This is a genomic window from Streptomyces sp. NPDC002742 (assembly GCF_042888885.1).
Classification (GTDB): domain Bacteria; phylum Actinomycetota; class Actinomycetes; order Streptomycetales; family Streptomycetaceae; genus Streptomyces.
In genome coordinates, this window is sequence record NZ_JBIAQF010000011.1 from 19,777 (window position 1) to 45,272 (window position 25,496).

The window sequence follows — 25,496 nt, forward strand, 5'->3', positions numbered from 1 at the left end:
TTTCGAGACCCTAGCGGGGCGACGACGGGGATGCGGCGGGAATACCCAACTGGAGGCGGGAGTGCAGGTGGAGGCGGGATCGGTGGCCGATTCCTTTCCGAGGGAAAGGCTGACACGACGGATTCTCCGGGACGAGACGCTGCTCGTCCTGGCGCTGTCGCTCGGCGCGAGCGGAGTGTCCGCGCTGATCAGTTTTGTCGGATCGGTGACGAAACCGGGGGGTCTCAAGGACCAGGCCGCCACCCTGAACGCCTCGGCGGCGCCGGGGCGGCCCTGGCTCGATCTGGCCTGGCAGCTCTTCGGTATCGCGTCGGCTCTGGTGCCGGTCGCGCTCGTCGCGCACTTGCTGATGCGTGAGGGGCAGGGGATGCGCGTGATCGGTTTCGACCGTACGCGTCCCTGGCCGGACCTCGGCCGCGGTGCCATGGTCGCGGCGGTGATCGGCAGTTCGGGAATCGCCTTCTATCTGGCGGCGCGTGGGTTCGGCGCCAACCTCACGGTGGTGCCCGAGGCGTTGCCGGACGTGTGGTGGAAGTTCCCGGTGCTGATCCTCTCGGCCGTGCAGAACGCCGTGCTGGAGGAAGTGATCGTCGTCGGGTATCTGCTGCGCAGGCTCGGGCAGTTGGGCTGGACGCCGGGCACCGCGCTGGTCGCGAGCGCGGTGCTGCGCGGCTCGTACCACCTCTACCAGGGGATCGGCGGGTTCATCGGAAACATGGTGATGGGCGTGGTCTTCGTCTATCTGTACCGGCGTTGGGGCCGCGTCGGACCGCTCGTGGTCGCGCACTCACTGCTCGACATCGGGGCCTTCGTGGGGTACGCGCTGCTCGCGGGGAAGGTGGGTTGGCTCCCGACGGCGTGAGCGGTGCTCGCGACCGTTGAGCGGCGGGGGCTGATCCAGAAGGGGCGTACGACCATCTCGTACGCCCCTTTCGTGCGCTGTCGCGCGAGACCCGTGTGTTCTCGTGTGAATCCCGCAGCCGAAGCGAGAGTCCGGGGGCTTGCCTACGCGAGCAGCTCGCCCTCGATGACCGTGACCGCGTGCCCCGACAGGAGGGTGCGGTCGCCGCGCACTTCGGTTCGGACCAGGCCGGAGCGCGGGGAGGCCTGCAGGCCGGTGAGAGCGGGGCGGCCGAGGCGCTCGGACCAGAACGGCGCGAGGGCGGTGTGGGCGCTGCCGGTGACCGGGTCCTCGTCGATGCCGACATTGGGGAAGAAGCACCGGGAGACGAAGTCGTAGCCCCGGGAGGGGTCTTCGGCGCGGGCGGTCGCGATGATGCCGCGCTCGGAGTAGCGGGCGAGCGCCTTGTGGTCCGGGGCGAGACCGCGGACCGTCTTCTCGTCTGCCACCTCGACGAGCAGGTCACCTGTGTTCGGGCCGGTGTCGAGGACGCTGAGCGGCTCGGCGCCGAGTGCGCCGGCGACCCCCTCGGGGGTCTCGACCGGGGTGAGCGGCGCGGTCGGGAAGTCCAAGGTGATCGAGCCGTCGGCGCCGGGGGTGGCGATCAGAACGCCGCTGCGGGTGGCGAAGCGCACCGGGCCCCGGTGGGCGTCCGTGGTGAGCAGGACGTGCGCTGCCGCGAGGGTCGCGTGTCCGCACAGGGCGACCTCGGTGGCGGGGGTGAACCAGCGCAGCGCCCAGTCGGCCTCACCGCCTTCGGGGAGACGGTGGGTGAACGCCGTCTCCGCGTGGTTGACCTCCATGGCCACGCTCTGGAGCCACGCGTCGTCCGGGAAGGAGTCGAGGAGGAGGACCCCTGCCGGGTTGCCGGCGAAGGGGCGGTCTGTGAAGGCGTCGACGATACGAATGCGCATACCTCGAAGCTAACGGTCCGGGAAAGCCGCCGGCCAAGGCCAATCCGGGGGATCTGGCCCTTCGCGGCGGGCCTCCTCGTGGGCTTCGGAGCGGGCGGTCGCCAGCGGCGCGTCCTGCGGGGCCGTAAGCGCCCGGCCCAGGTGTGCGAGTGGGGACGAGGCCATCACCACCGGGGACAGCATCATGCCCGCGGCCGTCACCAGGAGGCTCGTGCGCAACCCCCACTCCTCCGCGAGCAATCCGCCGAGCACGGAGCCGAGCGGGGTCAGCCCCATGCCGGCGAACGTGATCGTCGCGGCCGCGCGGCCTTGCATCCCGTCCGGAGTGACAGCCTGCCGGACGGCCATGACCGTGACGTTCACCAACTGGCCGCCGGCCCCGAACACGAAGCCGACCGCAAGGAGTGCGAGAACGGTCGCGGCGGAGGAGCCGTGCAGCGCGGGTACGCACAGGAACACGCCGTCGCCGAGCACCGCCCCGGACACGAGCACCGGACCATGGCCGAACCGGCTCGGCAGGCGGGCGGCCAGCAGAGAGCCCAGGAGCGCGCCCGGCCCCGTCGCCGCAAGCGCCAGCCCGACGACGGCGCCCGACAGGTGCAGTTCCCGCGGCAGGAAGAGCAGATAGACGGTCATCGTGGCCGCGAAGGAGAACTGGAAGGCGGCCGAGGCGAGGCACACGGTCCGCAGTGAGGCGTCGCCGAGGACGAAGCGGAGGCCCTCAAGGATCCGCAGCCCGACCCGAGGTGGACGTTCCGAGCGCTCCGGCATCGATTCCGTCCGGCGGACCCGTCGGGCGGACAGGAACGACAGCGTGAAGAGCAACGCACTGGAAGCGGCGGCGACCGGCGCCGACAGCAGGGACACCAACGCACCGCCGAGGGCGGGACCGCCGATCTGCGCCGCGGACCGTCCGGCTTCCAGGGCGCTGTTGCCCCGCACCAGATGATCGCGTTTCACCAGCCGTACGAGACAGACCTGGTACGCCACGTCGAAGTACACGGACAGGGCTCCGACGGCGAAGGCGACCGCGAGCAGCGCGGGCAGGCCGAACCAACCGAGGAGGCCGGCCACGGCGGCGGCGCCCAACGCCAGGGCTCGGCCGGCGTCCGCCAGCACCATCACCGTGCGGACACGCCACCTGTCCACCCATGCGCCGACGAAGAGCGAGAGCAACGGGATCGGAGCCTGTCCCACCGCGCGGAGAACGCCCAGCCGGCCGCCACCGGCGTCGAGCGTCAGGACGGCGAAGAGCGGCAGAACCACCAGACTCGCGTGTTCGCCGAACTGGGACGATGTCTGGCTCACCCAGAGCCTGCGGAAGTCGCCGTTCCGCCACAGGCTCGACGGAACAGGTCGACCGGACTCCGGTGCGATGGAGGAAGAGGACGGCACAGGGACCCCTGGGGTTGCCGAAATACGAGGCCCGCCACCCACCCGGCACGCGAAGAAAGGCGCACCGACGGTTCGGGCGGGGAGAGGCTCGCTGTGCCGCGATATCAGGGGCAGCACGCGATGACGGGCCGATCACGGCCTACGACGTCAACGCGCGCTCGGACGACCGGGCATGTCTTCGCTCCTCGTGGGTCACTCGCCGCACTCGGACACTAGCCCTCCGCGGCCTGCCCACGGAAGTCGATTCGGGACCGGTCGGACCTCGCTGACACGGACACTCCGGCAGTCTGCCGTCGCCGAGGCGCGGAACGACGTCGGTCAACCGTCAGCGGCAGCCGTTACCGGCGACCAGCGACAGCCGGCCGCCCGAAGTGCTCCGTCGGTCGCCCACCTCCCCTTCCAAGTCCGCCCGAGGGCTCGGGGAGGGAGCCCGCCCCTTGATCGCCAAGGCAAGGCGATGCTTTTGTGAGTCTGTCCTCGAACTTCCGGGCCGGTCAGTTCAGCAGGGCAGCCGTGAACGTCTTGCGGTGGTCCACCAGCCAGGTCTGCATACGGTCCCAGCGTTCCCATCCACCACGCTCGGCCAACGCCTTGAGGTAGACGGGGTCTCCGCCAGCCACGCGGCGGGCGACGAAGGCCCGGCAGACCTCCGTGGCCTGCTCGATGACGCCGGGCAACTCGGCGCGGCCCCCCGCCGAGAGGCCGTAGCTGTCGGCAAGAATCCGCAGTCGTCCGGCCGCCCCCAGCCCGGGGGGACAGAGAGCGGCCGCGGACCCGGGATCGAGCATGGGCACCCAATAGCGGGCGGTCATGGCGATGTCCCAGAGGGCACGGCCCGGGGCCGCCAAGTCGAAATCGATCAGGGCCGCGGCACGACCGTCGCGGAAGACGACGTTTTCCGGGCACACGTCGTTGTGGCACAACATCGTTCCCCCCTCCGGGTCGGCAAGGTCCGGCGGCCACTCGGCACGGGTGTCGACCGCGACGGCCGCGCTGGTCTCGTGCAGACGCCGCAGCAGGCTCCCCACCGATTCGAGGGCGGAGCTCGTCATCGCCCAGTCCGGAAACGGCGGCAGAGCCACGTCGCCAGGGATGAAAGTCAGCTGCTCACGGCCGTCCGCGGTGAGACCGACAGGGGCCGGTGCCGCGTCGAAGCCGCGCTCCTTCAGCGCACGGAGATAGGCGTGCAGGGCGCGCGCGTTGCGCGGTGCCGGTCGCTCCACCAACTCCCCCCAGCGGAAGACCGCCCCCGCGTTCGCCATCCCGCCGACCAGCGCCTCCTCTTCAGCCGTCATGAGGATCACGCTACCGCCAGACCGACCCCGTGCGGGCCGGGCCGCAAACCGTATCCACCGCCTCACGAACGGAGCAACGTGGTCCCCGTCTTTGCTGCCCAGGTGGGCCCCTCAGACCTTGTCGAAAACACTCAAGTGATCTGGTTCGGCGGCAGAGGGCCTTCGCACACGACGCGGATCAGCGCATGACGGAACGCGCGACGCGGAATCCCACGTCGTCGACCTGGAAAGTCGGGTGGCTGCGGCGCCGCGCGGAGGCCCGGCAACTCCAGTGCTCATCGAACCAACCGCCGCCACGGAGCACCCGGTAGGTGCCGTATACCTCGGCGTCGTAGACGTCCCAGCACCAGTCCCAGACGTTGCCGAGCATGTCGTAAAGCCCCCACGAGTTGGGGCGTTTGCCGCCCACGTCGTGGATGCGCTCGTGCGAGTTGCCGCGGTACCAGCCGATCTCGTCGAGCTCCCCGTAGCGCGGCCCGGTCGTCCCGGCACGGCAGGCGTGCTCCCACTCGGCTTCGGTCGGCAGCCGATACCCGTCGGCGGACACGTCCCACTCGATGTCTTCGGCCCCGGCACTGAAGTGGTACGCGGGCGTGAGGCCGGCGCGCTGGGACAGGGCGTTGCAGAACCGCGCCGCGTCCCACCAGGAGACGCACTCGACGGGCAACTGGTCCCCAGGGGTGGTACTCGGCCACTGGCCTGTGATCTGTGTGTACAACGCCTGGGTGACCGGGGATGCCGCGAGCTGGTAGGGCGCAAGTTCGACCGACCAACTGCGCTGTGTCCGCCGGTCCGACAGCGTCACCTGCCCCGGTGGGATGGCGATCATCTCGTTCCCCATCATCACGTCCATGATCAGGAGATCCTAACGAGCCCTGTCAGTGCGAAACGACAGAGCCACCAACGGTTGTCCTCGGCTGACACGAATCTGCAAGTAGTCATCCTCCGCTGCCACAGACAGTCGTCGATCATCCTCCGGTGGCAAACCGATCAACGATCACTGGCACACGTCACGGGCCGCTCTTGCCGGAAGGGGTTGTCATGCGAACGCTTCCGATATATCGTTGACGCATCGCGACCGATCAACGATGGAATGGAGTGATTGCGATGCGTTCCCGTGGAGAAGACTTCGGATACGAGCACGAACACGGACATGGACACCACGGCGGACCCGGCCATCGGGGTCGGGGCGGCTTCGAGGGGCTGCGTGGGGCTTTCGGGCCCTTCGGGCCGGGTGGACCCGGTGGCCCCGGCTTCGGGGGGCCCGGCTTCGGTCCGGGTCCCTGGGGTGGGCGCGGCGGACGGGGCGGACCGCGGGGAAGGGCGCGCCGCGGTGACGTGCGCGCGTCGATCCTCGCCCTGCTCAAGGACCGGTCCATGCACGGTTACGAGATGATCCAGGAGATCGCCGAGCGCAGCGGCGGGGCATGGAAGCCCAGCCCGGGTTCGGTGTACCCGACCCTTCAGCTGCTGGAGGACGAGGGCCTGATCACCAGCGAGGCCGAGGGCGGCAAGAAGCTGTTCTCGCTCACCGAGTCCGGCCGCAGCGCGGCCGACGAGGGTCCCGACGCGCCTTGGGAAGAGGCCGGGCGCGGGGTCGACTGGGAGTCGCTGCACGAGATCCGGCAGGCCGGCTTCGGTCTCATGGAGGCCTTCGGCCAGGTCTGGAAGACCGGCAGCAAGGGCCAGCGCGACAAGGCGCTGGCGGTCATCAACGAAGCCCGGAAGAAGCTGTACCTGATCCTCGCCGACGAGGACTGACGGCGTGCTGTGGTATCTGCCGGCGCCTCGCGGAAGTGTTTCCGCGGGGCGCCTTTCCGCATACGCGGCGCCGGGAGCCGCCTCGTGCGACGCGGGGATGCCCGGGGCTCAGGCCACCAGCGCGGCCAGCTTGCGCAGTGACTCGTCGAGGGCGGCCGTCGCCGAGTCCCTGAGCTTGCCGGCCATCAGTGAGACGGCCGCACCCGTGAACTCCCCGTCGATGCGCACCGATGTGGCGTCGCCGTCGGAGGTGAGCGTGTAGCGGGTGGAGACGGTCACCGACATCGGGCCCTTGCCGCGGATGGCCAGGGTGCGGCCGGACTCCAGTTCCTCGATGGTCCAGGTGACCTCGGCCGGGAAGCCCATGAGCTTCATGTTCTCCGCGAAGGTGCCGCCCACTTCGAGCTTTTCCGGGCCGCCCTTCGGGAAGTTGGTGTGCGTCGCGTTCCACTCGCCGTAGGCGGGCCAGTCCGTGAGCTGGGCCCAGATCTTCTCCGCGGGCGCCTCGATACGTGCTTCCGCGCTGACTTCGGCCATGCGACCACCCCTTCGTGTCGGGCGCTGCGCCCGGCGCAGCTACGGTGTCGCGGAACGTAGCCCCAGGCTCTGGAACATTCAATACTGATGAACCGTCAGGAATTGTGGAGGGGTGGCGGATCAGGTACGCGCGGAGGTCCGTGGGTGGTCGCGCGCCGAGTTCCGGCGGGTGGGCGCAGGTGTGGCCCGGTCCGGTCGGGAGCGGGCCGGTGTGGTCCGGTCCGGTCGAGGGGTGCGAGGCAAGGCGGCGCGCGCCGCGGGGGGAAATCGGCGCGAGGTCATCCGTGAGGAGGAGGACCAGTGCAGCGATGCCCACCCTGTGTCGGACCTGAAGATGCTGCCCGCCGTGGATGACCCGGCGCCACGAGGCTGATGGGATAGAGGTTGTGCCATCCCGTATCCCCCGGCAGTCCGCCGTCGGCGGCCCGAACCATCCCGGCACCGATGCCGTACTCAGCGAGGAGCTGGCCTCGGTGGTCTCCGGCGCGCGCAGAAGGGCGCTGCGGGACGGGGACCGGCAGATCGACACGGCCCATCTGCTGCACTCCCTGCTGGAGTCCGACCCCGAGGTGCGCGCGGTCTTCGACGGCGGGCCGCAGGTCGCCCGGCTGCTCGGCTACCTCGTGCAGCGCAGCATCGGCTACGGGCTCCGCTGGCAGAGCGCCGTCGAGAACTCCGGCGCCGGGCCGATGGCGGCCGGCGGGAGCTGGTCCCCCGTGGCGGCGGGTGCCATGGAGCAGGCGTACGAGCGCGCAGTACTGCGGGGCGACGAGCGGGCCCGTGGTCTCGACCTGCTGGCGGCGCTCCTCGTCGATTCCCGGTCGCGCGCCCTCGAGGTCCTCAGGCACGCCGGTGTCGAGCTCCCTCCGTTGCTTGAGCGGATCGAGCGCGGCCACGAGGAGTGCGTGAGCGGCGGCGACGCGGGCTGGCTGAGGTCCCCGGAGGGTTGACCCGGAGCAGGCGCGCCGGAGGGGAGCGGGCGTGCTGTTGTGGCCGCGCGGGAACTTGGACGCCGTGTTCCGTCATGCGGTCCTGCGGTCCTGCGGACATGTTGACATGCGGTGGTCGTCGAGGGGCGGTGCCGGAGTCCAGCCGTTGAGACAGGTGTCTTCGGGGGTGACGGTCATGTCGTCGCCTGTCATCATGTGCCGGTGCATACGTCTCAGGGGAGTCAGGGCAACCACGGAAGAGGCGTCGGGCTCGGCCTGGCGCTCGTGTCGGCAGTCGCTTTCGGCGGATCGGGTGTCGCGGCCAAGCCGCTGATCGAGGCGGGACTCGACCCGCTCCACGTGGTGTGGCTGCGGGTCGCGGGCGCAGCCCTCGTCATGCTGCCGCTGGCCGTGCGGCACCGGGCGCTGGTGAAGCGACGCCCCGCGCTGCTCGCCGGGTTCGGACTTCTCGGTGTGGCCGGTGTCCAGGCCTTCTACTTCGCCGCGATCTCCCGCATCCCCGTCGGTGTCGCCCTGCTCGTGGAGTACCTCGCCCCCGCCCTGGTGCTCGGCTGGGTGCGCTTCGTGCAGCGTCGGCCCGTCACGCGGGCCGCGGCTCTCGGAGTCGTCCTCGCGGCGGGCGGACTCGCCTGTGTGGTCGAGGTGTGGTCGGGGCTGAGCTTCGACGTCGTCGGACTCCTGCTCGCGCTGGGCGCCGCCTGCTGCCAGGTCGGCTACTTCGTCCTGTCCGACCAGGGCAGCGAAGCGGGGGACGAGGCACCCGACCCGCTGGGCGTGATCGCGTACGGGCTGCTCGTCGGCACCCTCGTGCTGACCGCGGTCGCGCGGCCCTGGACCATGGACTGGTCCGTCCTCGGCGGCAACGCGGACATGGACGGGACGTCCGTGCCCGCCTCGCTGCTCCTCGGCTGGATCGTGCTCATCGCCACCGTCGTCGCCTACGTCACCGGAGTCGTCTCCGTGCGCAGGCTCTCCCCGCAGGTCGCGGGCGTCGTGGCCTGTCTCGAAGCGGTGATCGCCACCGTTCTGGCATGGGTACTGCTGGGCGAGCACCTCTCGGCGCCGCAGATCGTCGGCGGCTCGGTGGTCCTGCTCGGTGCGTTCATCGCGCAGTCGTCGGCCCCGGCGAAGCCCTCGCAGGAGCCGGTCGCGAGTGGGCCGGGCGACGCCGAAAGGCAGTTGGCCGCCCACGGAACGGCCGTCTAGGGTGCCGGTCATGCCTACGACTCCCGTTCTTCCGCCTCCGGCCGCCTGAGGCGGGAGTACCGGAACACCGGCCCGGCCCCGCGCCGCCGCGGCTCGGGAGCCGCTTCACCGCGAAGCGCTGCGGATCGGTCTGACCGGCCTCGGGCCGGCCGTCTTCCAGACCGCCTGCTTCGCCGCCGTGGAGGCCACCGGACTCGCGGTGGCGACGGTGGTCGCCCTGGGCGCCGGGCCCGTGCTCATCGCGCTCGGTGCCCGGCTGACCATGGGGGAGCGGCTCACCCTTCCGACGCTCGCCGGCATCCTGCTGACGCTCGGCTCGGGGGCCGGACTCGCGGTGGCGGAGGCGCGTGCGGCGGGAGCCGAACGGCGCGCCGCGTAGAGGCCGGCTCGCGCCTTCACGGCGCCGTCAGGTAGCCGGGCAGTTCGATGCCCGGGGCCAGGTCGTCCGCCGGGACCGGGACGCCGTGCCCCTTGGTCAGCGGGACCACCCCGGTCCAGTGGGGGAGGGCGAGGTCCTCGGGCTCGTCGTTGGGGCCGCCGGTGCGCAGCTTCGCGGAGACCTCGTCCAGATCCAGGCTGATAACGGCGGTGGCCGCGAGTTCCTTGGCGTTGGCGGGGCGGGAGTCGGCCGAGCGGCCGGGCACGACGTGGTCGACCAGCGCGTCCAGCGCCAGACGCCTCTCGTCGGGATCCGTCACCTGGTGGGCGATGCCGTGCACGACCACGGAGCGGTAGTTGATCGAGTGGTGGAAGGCCGAGCGGGCCAGCACCAGGCCGTCGACGTGGGTCACGGTCAGGCAGACGGCCAGCCCGGGATCGGCCTGGCCGGTCATCCGCAGCGGGCGCGAACCCGTCGAGCCGTGCACGTAGAGCCGCTCCCCGACCCGTGCGTACAGCGTGGGCAGGACGACCGGCGCGCCGTCGCGGACGAAGCCGAGATGGCAGACGTACCCCTCGTCGAGTATCGCGTGCACCAGCTCGTGGTCGTACGCGGCGCGTTCCTTGGAGCGGGTGGGGACGGTGCGGTCGGTCGGGGCGTAGGCAGCGGTCCCCGTCGTCCTCGGCTGGGTGCTCGTCTCCGACATTGCCTTCTCCATTGCACTAGTGCATAATCTCTTTTGTGCTAGGAGAGTATCGGATCGAAGGGCGTCGCGCAGCCGACATCGCCGCCAGTGTCGAGCGGGCGGTGGGGTCCGGGGACCTGGAGCCCGGTCAACTGCTCCCGCCGATGCGGGAGTTGGCGGAGGCGCTCGGGGTCAACGCGAATACGGTCGCGGCCGCCTATCGCACGCTGCGCGAGCGCGGGGTCATCGAGACCGCCGGCCGGCGGGGCAGCCGGGTGCGCCCGAAGCCCGCCACCACGGGGCGTGAACACCTTCGCGTCGAGGTGCCCGAGGGCGTGCGGGACATGGGCGAGGGCAATCCCGATCCCGCCCTGCTGCCCGCTCTCGCCGACGCCTTCGCGGCAGCGGCCCGGCGGTCCGACCGGCATCCCGTTCAGTACGGGGAGGACGCCGTCGAACCGGAGCTGGCGCGCCTTGCCCGCGCCGGCCTCGACGCGGACGGAGTGCCGGACGGGCCCGTCGTCGTCACCTCCGGATCACTCGACGCCATCGAGCGCGTCCTCATGGCCCATCTCAGACCCGGCGACGCGGTGGCCGTCGAGGACCCCGGCTGGGGCAGTCTGTTCGACCTCGTCCCGGCGCTCGGTCTGCGTACGGTCGGGGTCGGGGTCGACGACGAGGGTCCGCTTCCCGAGGAGGTAGGGCGTGCGCTGGCGGCCGGGGCGCGGGCCCTGATCGTCACCGACCGGGCGCAGAATCCCACCGGCGCCGCGGTCACCGCCCGCCGCGCGCGGGCCCTGCGTTCCGTGCTCCGGGAGTACCCGCGGACCCTGCTCGTCGAGGACGACCACGGCCATCAGATCGTCGACCTGCCCCTGCACCCCCTCGCCGGCGTCACGCACAGCTGGGCCTTCGTGCGCTCGGTCGCCAAGGCGTACGGACCCGACCTCCGGCTCGCCGTGCTCACCGGCGATCCCGTCACCGTCGACCGCGTGCACGGGCGGCAGCGGCTCGGGCCCGGCTGGGTGAGCCGCCTGCTCCAGAAGGCCGTGGTCCATCTGTGGACCTCAGGCTCGGTCGACGTCGGCGCCGTCGCGGCCGCGTACGGGGCGCGCCGTGACGCGCTGATCAGCGCCCTGGAGGCGCGTGGCGTCGAGGCGCACGGGCGCAGCGGGATGAACGTCTGGATCCCCGTCCCGGACGAGACCGGGGCCGTCTCCCGGCTGCTGCACTCCGGCTGGGCGGTCGCGCCCGGCGCCCGCTTCCGGATGAACGCGCCGCCGGGCATCCGGATCACCGTCTCGACGCTTCGGCCCGGGGACACCGAGCCGCTCGCGGACGCCGTCGCGTCAGCCGTGGGGCCGGCACCCGCCCGCCGGTACGTCTGAGGTGCCGTCGCAGTCGGGGGCCCCGCAGGACAGGCGGCGAGGCGTCCGCAGGGTTGGTGGTGGGGAGCCCGGGCGGCGGGTGTCGCGGAGCTCCGACGGCGGTGGGTTCCCCGGAGGGCGTCAGCGGCGCGGCTTCGCCTGGGTGAGGGCCGCGCCCGCGAGCACGATCACCGCGCCGACCGGAGTCGACCAGGCCAGCGACTCGCCGAGGATCGCGACACCGGCGGCGGTGGCGATGACCGGGATGAAGTACGTGACCATCTGGGCCGTCGTCGGGCCGACCTCGGCGACGATGCCGTACTGGACGAGCATCGCCAGACCGGTGCCCAGGGCCCCCAGGGCTGCGATCGCGAGCAGCGGCACCCAGGCGACATGGCTCGGCAGAGCGGTGAACAGCGGGGTGACGAGAGCCAGTTGGACGGTGGCCAGGAGCAGCTGGGCGCCGGTCATCGACAGATGCGAGTGGCCGGTGCCGGCCAGGGTCCTGCGGACGTAGATCCAGCCGACCGGGTAGCTCAGCGAGGCCAGCAGGGCCATTGCCGTGCCCGTGGCGTCCAGGCCGTGGAAGCCCTGCCAGACACCGAGCACCGTCAGGACGCCGAGGAAGCCGAGACCGAGACCGGCCACTCTGACCCGGGTCGGCCGGTCCTCGGAGAGGGCGACCAGGGACAGGGCCATGCCCCACAGCGGCGATGTCGCGTTGCAGATGCCCGCCAGCGTGGAGGGGATGGTCAGCTCGGAGTAGGCGAAGAGGGAGAACGGCAGGGCGTTCAGCAGGAAGGCCGCGACCGCGAGGTGTCCCCACGTCCGCGCGCCGCGCGGCAGCCGCTCCCTCTTCACCGCCATCGCCGCCGCGAGTACCGCGGTCCCGAACAGCAGGCGCCCGAGGGTGACCTGGAACGGCGCGTAGCCCTCCGTGCCGACCTTGATGAGCAGAAAGCTGAAACCCCAGATCAGTGAGAGGGCACCGAAACGGATCCGCCAGTCGAGGGCGGTCCGGTGGCGGGGTGCGACGTCGTTCGGCGTGACGGGTCGAGGAGAGGCGACGGTGCTCATGGGGTCAACAATGAGGCAGAACAATCTCGTAGCACAAGCGAGAATGCTCAAGCGATATCTCGTAGCATTGCTTACATGTTGAATCTGGAGAGGCTGCGCACCCTCGACGCCCTCGCCCGGCACGGCTCGGTGAGCGGCGCGGCCGAAGGACTGCACGTGACCACCTCCGCCGTCTCCCAGCAGATGTCCAAGCTGGAGCGCGAGGTGGGACAGCGGCTGCTCGCCAAGAACGGCCGGGGGGTGCGTCTGACCGACGCCGGGCGGCTCCTCGCCGAGCACGCGGCGCGCATCCTGTCCCAGGTCGAGCTCGCGCAGTCCGACCTGGAGGCGCAGCGCGGTCAGGTGGTCGGCGAGCTGCGGCTGTCCGCGTTTCCGACCGCGGCGCGCGGGCTGTTCCCGGCGGCGCTCGCCGAACTGCGCGCCGACCACCCCGGTCTGCGGGTGCGCTCCAGCGAGCTGGAGCCTGAGGCCGGGGTCGCGGGGGTGGTGCGCGGGGACCTGGACCTGGCCGTCGTGCTCGACTGGTACAACAAGCCGATGCCGCTGCCCGACGGCCTGGTGAAGGCGTCGATCCTCGACGACCCGGCCGATGTGGCGATGCCGGCCGGTCATCGGCTCGCGGGCCGCGCCGAGGTGGACCTCGGGGACTTCGCCGAGGACGAGTGGATCACCTGGGGAGAGGGTGAGTTCTGCCACGAGTGGCTCATGTTCACGCTGCGCTCCCAGGGCGTCGAACCGCACATCGGGCACCGTGCGGGGGAGACGCACACCCAGCTCGGGCTCGTCGCCGCCGGGCTCGGTGTCTGCGTGGCCCCGCTCCTCGGCCGCCATCCGATGCCCGAGGGGGTTGTCACGGTGCCGGTCCGTCAGCGGGTGCGCCGCCATGTCTACGTCGTGTGGCGGGCGGACGCCGACCGCCGGCCGTCGATCAGGGCGGCGGTGGACGCCCTGCGCAGGGCCGGTGAGGCCGTCGAGTGAGGGGCGGAGGCGGACGGTTCGGGGCAGGTCCTACAGCGGGGGGAGCTTGCGGAAGTCCCACGAGGCGATCGCGTCCGGTGTCAGCCGCATCCAGGCGTGCCGGCCGTCGTGCGGCATCTCCTCCAGACCGAAGTTCTTGCGGGCGAACAGGGTCTCCGGGACGTCGAGTTCGGCGCACAGTTCCCCGGTGCGCGGGAACTCGCCGACGAACTCCACCGTGCCGGACAGCTCGACGCCCCGCAACTCCCCGTACTCCTCGCCTGAGTCGATCACCACCGCGACCCGCGGGTCGTTCCGCAGCTGCACCCACCGCTTGCTGCGAACCACCGAGTACAACCACAGCGAGGTGCCGTCCCAGGTGAACCACAGGGCACTCACATGCGGGACTCCGTCCTTCGACACGGAGGCGACGCGGCAGGTGCGCTGGGTGGTGAGGAACTCGTCGAGTTCACCCGGGGTCATCATGATCTTCCGGCCTCTGCGCTGAGTGACGGCCATACGGGCCCCTCTTCTTCCGTGTATCGGCTCTGTCCGTGCCGAGCTGTGTCGGCGGCCCGTCCCGGGCCGCTTCCTGTACCGGCCCTGTCCCGGGCCGTTCCCCGTACCGGCCGTGTCCCGGTCCGGCCCTCGGGCCGGCCCGTTCCGTACCCGCCCAAGGGTTCCCGCAAAGATTTCTGACGTTCCGTCAGGAAAGCATGAGGCGTCTTCCGTCCTCGCGCAATGGTCGTTACGCTCGCCCGTCCCGACCCGCGACGACAAGGAGAGCCATGCCGTCGTTCGAGCAACTCAGTGAACTCCTCGACCCCGGCGGCACGGTACTGCTCACCGTGGAGTGCCAACAGGGTGTCGTGGGCCAGGACAGCGCGCTGCCCGAACTCGCCAAGGAGGCAAGGTCGTCCGGAGTGCTCACCCGTGTCGCCCGGCTGGTCGACGCCGCGCACGAGAGCGGGGTGCAGGTGATCCACGCGGTCGCCGAGCGCCGCCCGGACGGGCGCGGCGCGAACCGCAACGCCCGGCTGTTCCGCGCGGCCGAGCGGCTGCCCGTGCAACAGCTGACCGGGACGACGGCGGTGCGGATCGCGTCGCCCATCAACGTCGCCGAGGAGGACTTCGTCGTACGCCGGCTGCACGGTCTGTCGCCGATCGCGGGCACCGACGTCGACCCGCTGCTGCGCAACCTGGGCTGCCGCACCCTCGTCGTGACCGGAGTCTCGGCCAACATCGCCGTCCCCAACGCCGTGTTCGACGCCGTGAACCGCGGCTACACCGTCGTCGTGCCCGCGGACGCGATCGCGGGGGTGCCCTCCGAGTACACCCCCGCGATGGTCCGCAACACGCTCGCGCTGGTCGCCACGATCACGACCACCGAGGACGTGCTCGCCTGCTTCAAGCGACGACGCTGACGTTCCGGGCAGCCGGCGGTCAACGGTCAGGCGAGCTTGATCGAGTCCCCGTCTACGGTGATCTTGGCGGCGGCCAGCGCGCTCGTCGCGGGCCCCTTCTTCACGCTGCCGTCGGTGGCGGAGAACTGGCTGTTGTGGCACGGACAGGTGATGACACCGTTCGCGATGCCCTTGACCGCACAGCCCTGATGGGTGCACTTGGACGAGAAGGCCTTGAAGGTGCCCGCCGTCGGCTGGGTCACCACGACGCCCTTGTCGGCGAAGACCTTGCCGCCACCCTCCGGGATGTCGCTGGTCTTGGCGAGTTCCGTACCGCCCGCGTTCCCGGCCGCACCGGTGCCGGCGCCCGAGGTTCCGCCGCTCGCGCCGGGGTCGGAGCCCACGGTGTCGGAGGCCTTGTCGTCCGCCCCGCACGCGGTCAGCGCGACGGCGATCCCTGCCGCGCCGACCGCCGCCACGACGGTGCGCCGGGCCGGTGCCTGTGCGGGGTGAAGCGATTCGCTGGTCATGCTGGCTTTCCCTTCAGCGGACATGATCTGGATCTGCTCAGAGGTACGGTCCGGGCCCGCGTGCTGTTCAGGCAATGGAAGTTCTTGACCGGATTGACAGCGCTTCGACAGCGGAGCCGCCACGATCACGATCCACCACGATCACGATCCACCACGATCACGAAGCGCCGCGATCACGATCCGCCCCGGCCGCGAAACCCCGGGGCCGCTCCGGCCGCACCCCCCGGGTCGCGTCCCGGTGCCGAGGTGGTCTTCACCGCCGCGCGGACCGGCCCGGCCACAGGAACTTCCTCGCGGGATGCCGGTCGGTCAGGACCTCACCGGCGAAAGGGGCATCGGCTCCCTGTGCAACCCGGACAACTGCTCCGGTTGCGACCCGAGGACGATGTCGGCCGGTGGTCCGGTCCACGAGCGGGGCCAGGTCACGGGAACGGTCACTGTGGACGTGTACATGAGGTGCAACTGGGGAAACGTCGAAGGCGGCAAGCCCCGAGGTGTTCTTGGTGCGGGCCCGGCGTTCGTCCGGGGACAACCGGCTCGCCTCCGCCGGGAAGAAGACCCCCGACGAGGTGCTGACGGACGTCATGGACGCGGGGCTCGCGGCGGATGCCGGCTCGGCCTACGTCCGGGCGAAGGGATCGAACCAGCCCAAGATCACCGGGGCGGTCTTCGAACGGTCCGGCACATGCCGGGTGTTCCTCGGCGGCTGACGCCCACCGCCCGCGACCTCTTCCTCCGCCCGGCGGCGTTCGCGGTGCCGTTCGTCGTGTCGCGCGCCCAGCTTGGCGTTCAACCCCGCCGGCACTCGACCTCGATCACCCTGAGGACGGGAGAGCCTGTGGTGACCTTGGCGCGGCGGCTCGGGCACTCCTCGCCCGCGATCACCCTCGGTTACTATGCTCACTTCATGCCGGAGGCCGGCGGCAAGGGACGCACCGCGATCGACTGACCGCTCGGGGAGCGAGGAGATCGGCAGGTCGGCCGAAACTCCCCGGATTCTCCCCAGGCCCGTCGGCAGGTGTTCCCGCCGCTGAGCCCCCTACGAAGTCGCCATGCATTACAAGGTTGAAGAGATTGGTGGCCTGGGAAAATGCTGAAAGAGGTCACCGCGACCCGCTACATCACGCCGTTGCGTGAGGGTGGCTCGCTGCCGGGACTCGTCGAGGCCGACGACCTCGGGACGTACGTCATGAAGTTCACCGGGGCCGGACAGGGGCGCAAGACGCTCGTCGCGGAAGTCGTCTGTGCTGAACTCGCCCGTCGGCTCGGTCTGCGGGTGCCCGGCCTGGTGACGATCGGCCTCGACCCGGTCCTGGGGCTCGCCGAACCGGACCAGGAGGTCCAGGAACTGCTGAAGTCGAGCGGCGGCCCGAACCTCGGTATGGACTTCCTCTCCCGCGCCATCGGCTTCGACCCGCTCGCCTTCGAGGTGAGCGCCGAGGACGCCGGCCGGATCGTCTGGTTCGACGCCCTGGTCAACAACGTCGACCGCTCCTGGCGCAACCCCAACCTGCTGATGTGGCACGGCGACCTGTGGCTCATCGACCACGGCGCCACGATGATCTGGCATCACCACTGGCCCGGTGCGGAGGCTTCCGCCGCCAAGCCGTACGACATCTCCGACCACGCGCTCGCCCCCTTCGGGCCGGACGTCGCCTCTGCCGCCGCCGAGCTGGCCCCGCTGGTCACCGAGGACCTGCTCGCCGAGGTCACCGCCGAGATCCCAGAGGCCTGGCTGGCCGACGAGCCGGGCTTCGACTCGGTGGACGACCTGCGCCGCGCCTACGCGCGGCCGCTCCTGGCGCGCGCGGGCGTGATCCACGAGCGGATCAAGGGCATCGACGGCAGCGACGGCTTCAAGGGGGACAAGTGAGCGAGCGGAACGTGTTCGAGTACGCGCTGCTGCGCGTGGTGCCGCGGGTCGAGCGCGGCGAGTGCTTCAACGCGGGCGTGCTGGTCTACTGCCGCGCCCACTCCTTCGTCGCGGCTCGTACCCATCTGGACGAGAACAAGCTGTTCGCGCTCGACCCGGACGCGGACGTGGTGGGCGTACGGGCCGCGCTGCGCGGTGTCGAAGGTGTCTGCACCGGAGGGAAAGCCGCCGGCCAAGCGGCCCCCGACGACGCCGGACGGCGTTTTCGCTGGCTGATCGCGCCGCGTTCGACGGTGGTCCAGCCGGGTCCCGTGCACACCGGCCTGACCGCCGATCCGCAGGCCGAGACGGAGCGGTTGCTCCAGCTCCTGGTCAGGTAATGGATCACATGCGCGCGGTGTGCCGTTGACACCGGGTGCCAGGGCTTCTAGCGTCACGTCTGCTGAAGGTACTAAGCGGTCGCTCACTGGACGGGCGTACCGTGTGAGCCGCAGGTCTTCCAGGACACCGGAAGACTCCGCAAGGTTGTCGAGACAGCTTGGCCGGGCTTGGGCCGGCTTTTCCAAGGGCGAGGAGAACCAGCAATGTCCACCACTGAGCAGCGCGTCGCCGTAGTCACCGGTGCCGCGCGCGGCATCGGCGCCGCGACCGCCGTACGACTGGCCGCGGAAGGCCGCGCCGTCGCGGTGATCGACCTCGACGAGGCCGCGTGCAAGGACACCGTGGAGAAGATCACCGCGGCCGGCGGCAAGGCCCTCGCGGTCGGCTGCGACGTGTCCGACGAGGCCCAGGTGGAGGCCGCCGTCGCGCGGATCGCCGAGGAGCTCGGCGCGCCGACCATCCTGGTCAACAACGCGGGCGTCCTGCGCGACAACCTGCTGTTCAAGATGAGCGCGTCCGACTGGGACACCGTCATGAACGTGCACCTGCGCGGCGCCTTCCTGATGGCCAAGGCCTGCCAGAAGCACATGGTCGACGCCAAGTTCGGCCGTATCGTGAACCTGTCCTCGTCCTCGGCGCTGGGCAACCGCGGCCAGGCCAACTACTCCACCGCCAAGGCCGGCCTCCAGGGCCTCACCAAGACCCTGGCCATCGAATTCGGCAAGTTCGGCGTGACCGCGAACGCCGTGGCGCCCGGCTTCATCGTCACGGACATGACCGCCGCCACCGCCGCCCGTGTCGGGATGGACTTCGACGACTTCCAGGCCGCGGCCGCCACCCAGATCCCCGTGCAGCGCGTCGGCAACCCCGACGACATCGCCAACGCCATCGCGTTCTTCACCGGCGAGGCCGCCGGATTCGTCTCCGGCCAGGTGCTGTACGTGGCCGGCGGACCGCTCAACTGAGTACGGGGGAAAAGAACATGACCACGCTCCCCGAACTCTCGGGCAAGGTCGCGCTCATCACGGGCGGGAGCCGCGGCATCGGCTACGGCGTCGCGGAGGCCCTGGTCGCCCGCGGTGACCGGGTCTGCATCACCGGCCGCAACGAGGACGCCCTCAAGGAGGCCGTAGAGGCGCTCGGCGCCGACCGCGTCATCGGCGTGGCCGGCAAGGCCCACGACGAGGCCCACCAGGCCGTCGCCGTGGAGCGCACCATGGAGGCCTTCGGCCGCGTCGACTTCCTGGTCAACAACGCCGGTACGAACCCGGTGTTCGGGCCGATCGCCGAGCTGGACCTCAACGTGGCGCGCAAGGTCTTCGAGACCAACGTCGTCTCCGCGCTCGGCTTCGCCCAGCAGACCTGGAAGGCCTGGCAGAGCGAGAACGGCGGCGCGATCGTCAACATCGCCTCGGTCGCCGGCCTCGCGCCCTCGCCGTTCATCGGGGCGTACGGCATCAGCAAGGCCGCGATGATCAACCTGACCGTGCAGCTGGCGCACGAGTTCGCGCCCAGGGTGCGGGTCAACGCCATCGCCCCCGCCGTGGTGAAGACGAAGTTCGCGGCCGCACTGTACGAGGGCCGTGAGGCGGAGGCCGCCGCGGCCTACCCGCTCGGCCGGCTCGGAGTGCCCTCCGACATCGGCGGAGCCGCCGCGTTCCTGACCTCGCAGCAGTCGGACTGGGTCACCGGTCAGACGCTCGTGGTCGATGGCGGGATGTTCCTCAACGCCGGAGTCGAGTGACGCGAGGGTCGGTCGGACGTTCCCCGCGCGCGGGGAACGTCCGACCGGTGGCCCGCAAGATCCTGCTCGACGCGGGCGTCAACGGGCTTGTCCCGCTGACCCTTTGGTACCCGACCGACCGCTACGGCTCCGAGACCGCCCCGGAGTTCCGCGAACTCAAGAGCCGGCTCGACGGCCCCGGCCTGTTCCGGGGCACGCTCACGAGCCGCCCGTGGAAGACGTACGAAGCGGGCTACCGCGGCGGCGAGTAACCGGTGTCAGGCCGCGGCTGGTTCCCCGACGAGGAGGCCCAGCAGATCCTCGTCGACGACCGCCCGGCTGCTGCCTCTGTGGCAGGCCGGGCAGTGCGTGGCCGCGAACGAGGGGTTCCCGGGCGGCGAGCGGGCACTGGACCCGTCGACGATCACGACGATGTGCGAGCTGGACCGCGAGCCGGGCTGGTAGCGGGGCGGGTCACCGGAGAACCGGGACCCCGGTCGGCTGCGCCGCGGGGGCACACGGTACCCGGCGCACGGCCTCGACGCGGGCCAGGAACCGATTGTCAGTGGGCGACGGTAGGTTCTGTGGTCTGAAAGTCATCGCACATCGAAGGAAGTTGACGTGACCGATATCGCCATGCTGCCCGAGTCCTGGCGCGGCGTCCTGGGCGAGGAGCTGCAGCAGCCCTACTTCAAAGAACTCACCGAGTTCGTCGAGGAGGAGCGCGCGAAGGGTCCCGTCTACCCTCCGCGGGAGGAGGTCTTCGCCGCGCTCGACGCCACGCCGTACGAGCGGGTGAAGGTGCTGATCCTCGGTCAGGACCCCTACCACGGCGAGGGCCAGGGGCACGGGCTGTGCTTCTCGGTCCGTCCTGGGGTGAAGACCCCGCCGTCGCTGCGGAACATCTACAAGGAGATGAAGGAGGAGCTGGGCACCCCGGTCCCGGACAACGGCTATCTGATGCCGTGGGCCGAACAGGGCGTGCTGCTGCTCAACGCGGTGCTGACGGTCCGCTCCGGCGAGGCGAACTCGCACAAGGGCAAGGGCTGGGAGAAGTTCACCGACGCGGTCATCCGCGCGGTGGCCGACCGCCCCGACCCGGCGGTCTTCGTGCTGTGGGGCAACTACGCGCAGAAGAAGCTCCCGCTGATCGACGAGGAGCGCCATGTGGTGGTGAAGGGGGCACACCCCTCACCGCTGTCCGCGAAGAAGTTCTTCGGCTCGCGTCCGTTCACGCAGATCAACGAGGCCGTGGCCGCCCAGGGCCATGAGCCGATCGACTGGCGCATCCCGGACCTGGGCTGACGGCCGAGCCGCTGGGCGGGACCGTCACCGGCCTGGCCCAGCGGCGTACGGGGGCGCCTGAGCGGGATTGTCAGTGGCTCCGGCTAGCGTCGTGAGGGACAGTGACGAGCCTGGAGGACGCGGTGGCGGAGCAACAGGAGCAGGCGGCACCGGACGCCATGATGACCCGGATCGGACAGGCCGTCATGCTGCACCACGCCGGTGACCGCGAGGAGGCCCGGGGCCGCTTCCTGAGTCTGTGGGGGGAGATCGGCGAAGGCGGTGACGCCCTGCACCGCTGCACACTCGCGCACTACATGGCCGACACCCAGGACGACCCCGCGGACGAACTCGCCTGGGACCTGCGGGCTCTGTCGGCGGCCGAGGAACTGACCGACGGCCGGGTCGCAGAGCCCCACCAGTCCCTTGCCGTACGCGCGTTCTACCCCTCGCTCCATCTGAACCTCGCCGCGGACTATGCGAAGCTCGGCCGCGCGGAGGCGGCCCGGACCCATCTACGCCGGGCCCGCGGCGCGGTCGGCGCCCTCGCGGACGACAGATACGGGGACGGTGTCCGCGCGGCGATCGGCCGGCTGGAGCTGAGACTCCGGGACACCGGATCATCGGCGGAGGCCGGCGGCCCCGACCGCTTCGGCGGCTCCGGGGGCGAGACCCTGGGACCGCCCAGACAGCGGCCGTGAGTCCGCCGGTTCCGGGCCCGGGCCCGCGGGTGCGGTCAGTTTCCGTACGTCTTCATACAGATGACCGACGCGGGGCTGTCCGCGTTCCAGCCTCCGTACTTACTGCCGAGGGCGCACACGTCCGAACGCTTCGGCAGGGCGGGGGTGCCGGGAGGAGCCGCGACGCGGGGCTTCGGGTGGCGTGGTTCGGGACGCGGTGCCGGGTGGACGTGCCGCGGAGGGGCCGGGGGTGCCACGGCCCGCGGTGGGGGAGACACCGGGTGCCGGGTCGCCGCTTCGGGTGAGGGCTTGTGCGAGGGACCGACGCGCGCCAGCGCCTCCCGGCCCGGGGCCTGCACGATCTGGGACCCACCTTTGTCGTCCTTCTGCGGTGTGGCGGGCCCGGACGGGGCGGAAGGGGAGCCGGAGGCGGGAGGCCGCTGGACGGTCACACAACCCGAGAGGGCGGTGACTGCCACGGCGACCAGGAGCGTTGCGGTCGTCGTCGTTCGATACACCCACGCAACTCTGCTGGTTCCGGATCGCTTTGGGGAGCGGAGAAGCCCAGGATGCCCCGCACGGGTGATCCTTCCGCTCCTCCGGCGGTACCGGACGTCGGTGAGCTGACGCGCTCCTGGTGAGCTGACACGCTCCTGGTGCGCGGGGTGCGCGGGGTGCGGGCCTTCCTCTGCGGGCAGCGGCCACCACGCCCGATCGGCAGGGGTCGCCGACCCGGCGGCCCACTCGGGGGACAAGCGACCCCGTTCAAGCGACCCCGTTCAAGAGACCCGGGACAAGGGAGGACCCCGGAGAAGGCAAGCGTCGCCCGTAAGGCCCTCTGGGCGGCCTGGATGAACGTGATGAGCGACCGCGTCGTGATCGCCCGGCGCAGACGGCGATCATGGCCTTGTCCGAGGCGGGACCCGCGATCTTCCCGCGGAGCTCGGACGGAATCGCCGGCAGGCGGCCGCCGCGGCGGCCGTATGCTTCCGACGGGAACCGCGTCGGCGACTGAAGGAGACCCCTGTGAAGGTCGGCTGCATCGGACTCGGCGACATCGCGCAGAAGGCGTATCTGCCCGTGCTCGGTGTGCAGCCCGAGATCGAGCTGCATCTGCAGACGCGGACGCCCGCGACGCTCGACCGGGTCGCCGACAGCCTTCACCTGCCGCGGACGCAGCGCCACACCGACCTGGCCGATCTGCTGGCCCAGGACCTCGACGCCGCGTTCGTGCACGCGGCCACCGTCGCCCACCCGGAGATCGTCACGCGGCTGCTGGAGGCGGGCGTACCGACGTACGTCGACAAGCCGCTCGCGTACGAGCTCGCCGAATCGGAGCGGCTGGTCCGGCTCGCGGAGGAGCGGAACGTCGGTCTCGCGGTCGGATTCAACCGGCGTCACGCACCCGGATACGCACAGTGCGTCGAACACCCGCGTGAGCTCATCCTGATGCAGAAGAACCGCACAGGACTGCCCGAGGACCCCCGCACCATGGTCCTCGACGACTTCATCCATGTCGTCGACACTCTGCGCTTCCTCGTGCCGGGACCGGTCGACGACGTGACGGTGCGGGCCCGTGCCGAGGACGGGCTGCTGCACCACGTCGTGCTCCAGCTCGCCGGAGACGGATTCACCGCACTCGGTGTGATGAACAGACTGAGCGGCTCGAACGAGGAGATCCTCGAGGTCTCGGGCCAGGACACCAAGCGTCAGGTGGTCAATCTCGCCGAGGTGATCGACCACAAGGGGCAGCCGACCGTGCGGCGGCGCGGCGACTGGGTGCCGGTGGCCAGACAACGCGGCATCGAGCAGGCGGTCCTCGCGTTCCTCGACGCCGTTCGCGCGGGAAAGGTGCTCAGCGCCCGGGACGCGCTGGCGACTCACGAGTTGTGCGAGCGGGTGGTACGAGCGGTTCAGGAGCGGTCCGCCGCAGTCTGAAGGTGCGCGCGCCCTCCGTCACGCACAGCGCCGCCATCACCAGCAGGGCGCCGTGCAGCGGCCAGTCGCCGAAACGGACGTACGGCGTGACACCCCGGGCCAGCGGAACCTCGTAGACCGTCGCGCTGCTCGCGTCCGTGCCGAGCCAGGAGCCGATGCGCTCGCCGTCCGGCCCGTAGACCGCGGAGACGCCCGTGAGGGTCGCGTGCACCATGGAGCGGCCGGTCTCGGCGGCGCGCAGCGCGGCGAGCGAGGCATGCTGCTCGGGCGCCCAACTGTGCTGGAACGTCGACGTGGAGGACTGGGCCACCAGCACCTCGGCGCCGTCCTTGGCGAGGTGGCGGCTCATGTCCGGGAACGCCGACTCGAAGCAGATCATGGGGCCGACGCGCAGCCCGTGACCGACGTTCATCACCACCTGCTCGGTGCCCCGCCGGCGGTCCTCGCCCGCGGCCTTGCCGACGGAGGTGGCCCAGCCGAGGAGGGAGCGGGCGGGCACGTACTCGCCGAACGGGACCAGCCGCATCTTGTCGTAGCGCTCGCCGGTCGGACCGTGCGGCCCCACCACGACCGAGCTCTTGTAGATGCCGGGCCGGTCGGAGCGGCGCGCGTCGACGTTCACCAGGATGTCGGCGCCGACCTCTTGGGACAGCGTCGCGACGCGGTGCGCCAGATCGGGTCGGTCGGCCAGGTCGAAGCCGACGCTGCTCTCGCCCCAGACGACCAAGTCGGCGCCCTGGCCCGCGAGTTCCCGGGTCAGCGCCTCCTCGCGGGCGAAGCGCTTGTCGCCGCTCGCGCTGCCGCTTATGACACCGGGCTGCACGACCGCGACGCGCACCCGGCCGTCGACCTCCGGGCGCGGCGACCACGCCCAGGCCGCCGAGGTCGCGGCCGCCGTCGCGACCAGCCCGGCCACTGCGGGCATACGGGACTCACGCACCGAGACCAGCACCGCGACCGCGACGTTGACCGCCACCACCAGGAAGCTGAGCAGCCACACCCCGCCGACCGAGGCCAGCCGCAGCGCGGGCTCCACCTGCCACTGACTCGATCCGAGGAGACCCCAGGGGCCGCCCAACCCCTGCCAGGACCGGGCGAGTTCGACCATCAGCCACCCCGACGGCAGGACGAGGAGGGCGGCGCCGACCTGGCCCGGTGACGGCACCCCGGCCAGGAACCGCCGGACGAGCCAGCCCCACGGGGCCCACAGCGCGCCGAGCAGTGCCGCTATGACCACCGTGAAGACATTCAGGCTCGGCAGCAGCCAGTGGTGCACGGCCAGTATGAAACCGAACCCGCCGAGCCAGCCGTCGTACGCGGCACGCCTGCCCGTGGGGGCGGAGCGGGCCAGCAGGATCCAGGGCACCAGCGCCACGTACGCGAACCACCACCAGGACGGGGCGGGGAACGCGAACACGGGCAGCGCACCCGCCGACGCCGCGACGACACCGCGCCGCCAGGGGGAGACCAGCCATGGGCAGAACGCACGGTCGGGCCTTTTCATCCTTCGCCTCCCTGCCCCGCAGTGTCTCCAGTGTGCGCGTCGGCGGCGATCTCCGACAGGGGGCACGGAGACCGGGAGGGGCGCGTCGGCCGGGAAGCGCCCCAGGTTCCGGAGGCGGGCCGGGAACGCGCGGTTTCGGTAAGGAAGCCGTCCGGTGGCTCGGGCGTTCGCGGGCGCGTGCCGGGTGGCTCAGGTGTTCGTGGGCGCGTTCCGGGGCTGAGGCATTCGGCGCCACTTCTCCTGGACGACCACCTGGCGCAGCCGCCAGCCGTCGCCGGTGCGCAGCAGGCCGAAGGCGTAACGGCCGCCGCAGACGAGGTCGGGTGCGGTGGTATCAACGTCCTGCCCCGCGAACCGCATCGGGTTGATGTAGTCCGCCCGCACCTCGGCCGTGTCGCCGGTGTCCTGATCCAGGACGCCGAACCGTACCCGCCGGTTGACGATCAGATGCTGGCGCATCGCGAACAGCTCCAGGCTCTGCGAAAGCCACTCGGCGACGTCGTCGGCGTCGCCCTCGATGCCTCCGGCCGAGCGGTAGTCGGCGCGGCCTTTCGGCGCGAACAGCCCCCGGTACGCCTCCCAGTCACCGTCGTCCACTGCCACCGCGTAGGCGGTGACGATCTCGTCCACGGCGAACCGGTCCAGCACGGTCGCGAGCTCCACACGCTGCGTCATCGGCTCAGTGTTGGCCACCGGACGTGCCACGCCAAGAGGCTGTGCGGGGACAATCGGTGTCCGGCAGGGTCCGGCTCGGCA

At 71.1% G+C, this 25,496-nt stretch carries 27 protein-coding genes and 2 pseudogenes; 18 read left to right on the forward strand and 11 right to left on the reverse strand.

What is annotated here, in order from left to right; all coding sequences use genetic code 11:
- Positions 1-61 precede the first annotated feature (61 nt).
- The gene (locus ACFYW8_RS20700) at positions 62-862 is read left to right on the forward strand and encodes a CPBP family intramembrane glutamic endopeptidase (RefSeq protein WP_365882290.1); all 801 of its coding nucleotides are present in this window, start codon (positions 62-64) and stop codon (positions 860-862) included.
- 143 nt (positions 863-1,005) lie between these two features.
- Here ACFYW8_RS20700 and ACFYW8_RS20705 read toward each other — a convergent pair whose 3' ends face one another.
- The 4 genes from ACFYW8_RS20705 to ACFYW8_RS20720 form a co-directional block, all read right to left on the reverse strand.
- On the reverse strand, positions 1,006-1,815 hold the full coding sequence (locus tag ACFYW8_RS20705) for a PhzF family phenazine biosynthesis protein (RefSeq protein ID WP_389077370.1): 810 nt from the start codon (positions 1,813-1,815) through the stop codon (positions 1,006-1,008).
- 9 nt (positions 1,816-1,824) lie between these two features.
- Entirely contained in the window at positions 1,825-3,210 is a 1,386-nt protein-coding gene (locus tag ACFYW8_RS20710) for an MFS transporter (RefSeq protein ID WP_389077375.1), read from the reverse strand.
- A 494-nt stretch (positions 3,211-3,704) separates the two neighbouring features.
- Positions 3,705-4,505: an aminoglycoside phosphotransferase family protein gene (locus ACFYW8_RS20715; protein ID WP_389077380.1), complete on the reverse strand. Its 801-nt coding sequence runs from the start codon at positions 4,503-4,505 to the stop codon at positions 3,705-3,707.
- A gap of 178 nt (positions 4,506-4,683) precedes the next feature.
- On the reverse strand, positions 4,684-5,358 hold the full coding sequence (locus ACFYW8_RS20720) for a formylglycine-generating enzyme family protein (protein ID WP_389077386.1): 675 nt from the start codon (positions 5,356-5,358) through the stop codon (positions 4,684-4,686).
- A gap of 254 nt (positions 5,359-5,612) precedes the next feature.
- Here ACFYW8_RS20720 and ACFYW8_RS20725 point away from each other — a divergent pair, with 254 nt between their 5' ends.
- Entirely contained in the window at positions 5,613-6,266 is a 654-nt protein-coding gene (locus ACFYW8_RS20725; protein ID WP_365882300.1) for a PadR family transcriptional regulator, read from the forward strand.
- 108 nt (positions 6,267-6,374) lie between these two features.
- Here ACFYW8_RS20725 and ACFYW8_RS20730 read toward each other — a convergent pair whose 3' ends face one another.
- On the reverse strand, positions 6,375-6,803 hold the full coding sequence (locus ACFYW8_RS20730; RefSeq protein ID WP_389077393.1) for an SRPBCC family protein: 429 nt from the start codon (positions 6,801-6,803) through the stop codon (positions 6,375-6,377).
- Between the two features lie 386 nt (positions 6,804-7,189).
- Between ACFYW8_RS20730 and ACFYW8_RS20735 the strand changes: the two genes are divergently transcribed.
- From ACFYW8_RS20735 to ACFYW8_RS20745, 3 genes and pseudogenes are all read left to right on the forward strand, one after another.
- The gene (locus tag ACFYW8_RS20735; protein WP_389077398.1) at positions 7,190-7,753 is read left to right on the forward strand and encodes a Clp protease N-terminal domain-containing protein; all 564 of its coding nucleotides are present in this window, start codon (positions 7,190-7,192) and stop codon (positions 7,751-7,753) included.
- Positions 7,754-7,948: 195 nt separating this feature from the next.
- Positions 7,949-8,959, forward strand: a complete 1,011-nt coding sequence (locus ACFYW8_RS20740; RefSeq protein ID WP_389077403.1) for a DMT family transporter — start codon at positions 7,949-7,951, stop codon at positions 8,957-8,959.
- A gap of 73 nt (positions 8,960-9,032) precedes the next feature.
- Positions 9,033-9,329, forward strand: a pseudogene (locus ACFYW8_RS20745) (EamA family transporter); the annotation flags it as partial.
- A 25-nt stretch (positions 9,330-9,354) separates the two neighbouring features.
- On the opposite strand, the gene ACFYW8_RS20750 reads toward ACFYW8_RS20745, so the two are convergent.
- The gene (locus ACFYW8_RS20750) at positions 9,355-10,044 is read right to left on the reverse strand and encodes a pyridoxamine 5'-phosphate oxidase family protein (RefSeq protein ID WP_389077408.1); all 690 of its coding nucleotides are present in this window, start codon (positions 10,042-10,044) and stop codon (positions 9,355-9,357) included.
- A gap of 35 nt (positions 10,045-10,079) precedes the next feature.
- Here ACFYW8_RS20750 and ACFYW8_RS20755 point away from each other — a divergent pair, with 35 nt between their 5' ends.
- Positions 10,080-11,411: an aminotransferase class I/II-fold pyridoxal phosphate-dependent enzyme gene (locus tag ACFYW8_RS20755; RefSeq protein ID WP_389077411.1), complete on the forward strand. Its 1,332-nt coding sequence runs from the start codon at positions 10,080-10,082 to the stop codon at positions 11,409-11,411.
- A gap of 120 nt (positions 11,412-11,531) precedes the next feature.
- On the opposite strand, the gene ACFYW8_RS20760 is transcribed toward ACFYW8_RS20755, so the two are convergent.
- Positions 11,532-12,467, reverse strand: coding sequence for a DMT family transporter (locus ACFYW8_RS20760; RefSeq protein ID WP_389077414.1), 936 nt, complete (start codon positions 12,465-12,467; stop codon positions 11,532-11,534).
- A 75-nt stretch (positions 12,468-12,542) separates the two neighbouring features.
- On the opposite strand from ACFYW8_RS20760, the gene ACFYW8_RS20765 reads away from it, so the two are divergent.
- A complete protein-coding gene (locus ACFYW8_RS20765; RefSeq protein WP_365870660.1) occupies positions 12,543-13,445 on the forward strand; it encodes a LysR family transcriptional regulator in 903 nt (300 codons plus the stop codon).
- 30 nt (positions 13,446-13,475) lie between these two features.
- On the opposite strand, the gene ACFYW8_RS20770 is transcribed toward ACFYW8_RS20765, so the two are convergent.
- On the reverse strand, positions 13,476-13,943 hold the full coding sequence (locus tag ACFYW8_RS20770) for a pyridoxamine 5'-phosphate oxidase family protein (RefSeq protein WP_261704113.1): 468 nt from the start codon (positions 13,941-13,943) through the stop codon (positions 13,476-13,478).
- Between the two features lie 269 nt (positions 13,944-14,212).
- On the opposite strand from ACFYW8_RS20770, the gene ACFYW8_RS20775 reads away from it, so the two are divergent.
- Complete coding sequence (locus ACFYW8_RS20775) at positions 14,213-14,848, forward strand: cysteine hydrolase (protein ID WP_389077425.1); 636 nt, start codon at positions 14,213-14,215, stop codon at positions 14,846-14,848.
- 26 nt (positions 14,849-14,874) lie between these two features.
- Here ACFYW8_RS20775 and ACFYW8_RS20780 read toward each other — a convergent pair whose 3' ends face one another.
- Positions 14,875-15,357, reverse strand: a complete 483-nt coding sequence (locus ACFYW8_RS20780; protein WP_365870658.1) for a Rieske (2Fe-2S) protein — start codon at positions 15,355-15,357, stop codon at positions 14,875-14,877.
- Between the two features lie 503 nt (positions 15,358-15,860).
- On the opposite strand from ACFYW8_RS20780, the gene ACFYW8_RS20785 reads away from it, so the two are divergent.
- The 10 genes and pseudogenes from ACFYW8_RS20785 to ACFYW8_RS20830 all read left to right on the forward strand — a co-directional run bounded on the left by ACFYW8_RS20785 (position 15,861) and on the right by ACFYW8_RS20830 (position 23,236).
- On the forward strand, positions 15,861-16,067 hold the full coding sequence (locus ACFYW8_RS20785; RefSeq protein ID WP_389077431.1) for a hypothetical protein: 207 nt from the start codon (positions 15,861-15,863) through the stop codon (positions 16,065-16,067).
- A complete protein-coding gene (locus tag ACFYW8_RS20790) occupies positions 16,043-16,306 on the forward strand; it encodes a hypothetical protein (RefSeq protein WP_389077435.1) in 264 nt (87 codons plus the stop codon). The genes ACFYW8_RS20785 and ACFYW8_RS20790 overlap by 25 nt, the downstream gene beginning before the upstream one ends.
- Before the next feature lie 141 nt (positions 16,307-16,447).
- Positions 16,448-17,230: a HipA family kinase gene (locus ACFYW8_RS20795; protein WP_389077439.1), complete on the forward strand. Its 783-nt coding sequence runs from the start codon at positions 16,448-16,450 to the stop codon at positions 17,228-17,230.
- Complete coding sequence (locus ACFYW8_RS20800) at positions 17,227-17,610, forward strand: DUF3037 domain-containing protein (protein WP_365870656.1); 384 nt, start codon at positions 17,227-17,229, stop codon at positions 17,608-17,610. Before ACFYW8_RS20795 ends, ACFYW8_RS20800 begins: the two co-directional genes overlap by 4 nt.
- Positions 17,611-17,814: 204 nt before the next feature.
- A complete protein-coding gene (gene fabG, locus ACFYW8_RS20805; protein WP_389077445.1) occupies positions 17,815-18,576 on the forward strand; it encodes a 3-oxoacyl-ACP reductase FabG in 762 nt (253 codons plus the stop codon).
- A gap of 17 nt (positions 18,577-18,593) precedes the next feature.
- Positions 18,594-19,355, forward strand: coding sequence for an SDR family oxidoreductase (locus tag ACFYW8_RS20810; protein WP_389077449.1), 762 nt, complete (start codon positions 18,594-18,596; stop codon positions 19,353-19,355).
- A gap of 50 nt (positions 19,356-19,405) precedes the next feature.
- Positions 19,406-19,799: pseudogene (locus ACFYW8_RS20815) on the forward strand (peptide-binding protein); the annotation flags it as partial.
- A gap of 156 nt (positions 19,800-19,955) precedes the next feature.
- On the forward strand, positions 19,956-20,639 hold the full coding sequence (locus ACFYW8_RS20820) for a uracil-DNA glycosylase (protein ID WP_365870653.1): 684 nt from the start codon (positions 19,956-19,958) through the stop codon (positions 20,637-20,639).
- Between the two features lie 122 nt (positions 20,640-20,761).
- Positions 20,762-21,319 carry a hypothetical protein gene (locus tag ACFYW8_RS20825; RefSeq protein WP_365870673.1) on the forward strand — a complete coding sequence of 186 codons (558 nt, stop codon included), beginning with the start codon at positions 20,762-20,764 and terminating at the stop codon, positions 21,317-21,319.
- A gap of 1,005 nt (positions 21,320-22,324) precedes the next feature.
- Complete coding sequence (locus ACFYW8_RS20830; protein WP_365870652.1) at positions 22,325-23,236, forward strand: Gfo/Idh/MocA family oxidoreductase; 912 nt, start codon at positions 22,325-22,327, stop codon at positions 23,234-23,236.
- Here the strand turns inward: ACFYW8_RS20830 and lnt are convergent.
- Positions 23,154-24,740: an apolipoprotein N-acyltransferase gene (lnt, locus tag ACFYW8_RS20835; protein WP_389077456.1), complete on the reverse strand. Its 1,587-nt coding sequence runs from the start codon at positions 24,738-24,740 to the stop codon at positions 23,154-23,156. The genes ACFYW8_RS20830 and lnt overlap by 83 nt on opposite strands.
- Positions 24,741-24,929: 189 nt before the next feature.
- Positions 24,930-25,415: a nuclear transport factor 2 family protein gene (locus ACFYW8_RS20840; protein ID WP_389077460.1), complete on the reverse strand. Its 486-nt coding sequence runs from the start codon at positions 25,413-25,415 to the stop codon at positions 24,930-24,932.
- Positions 25,416-25,496: the final 81 nt, after the last annotated feature.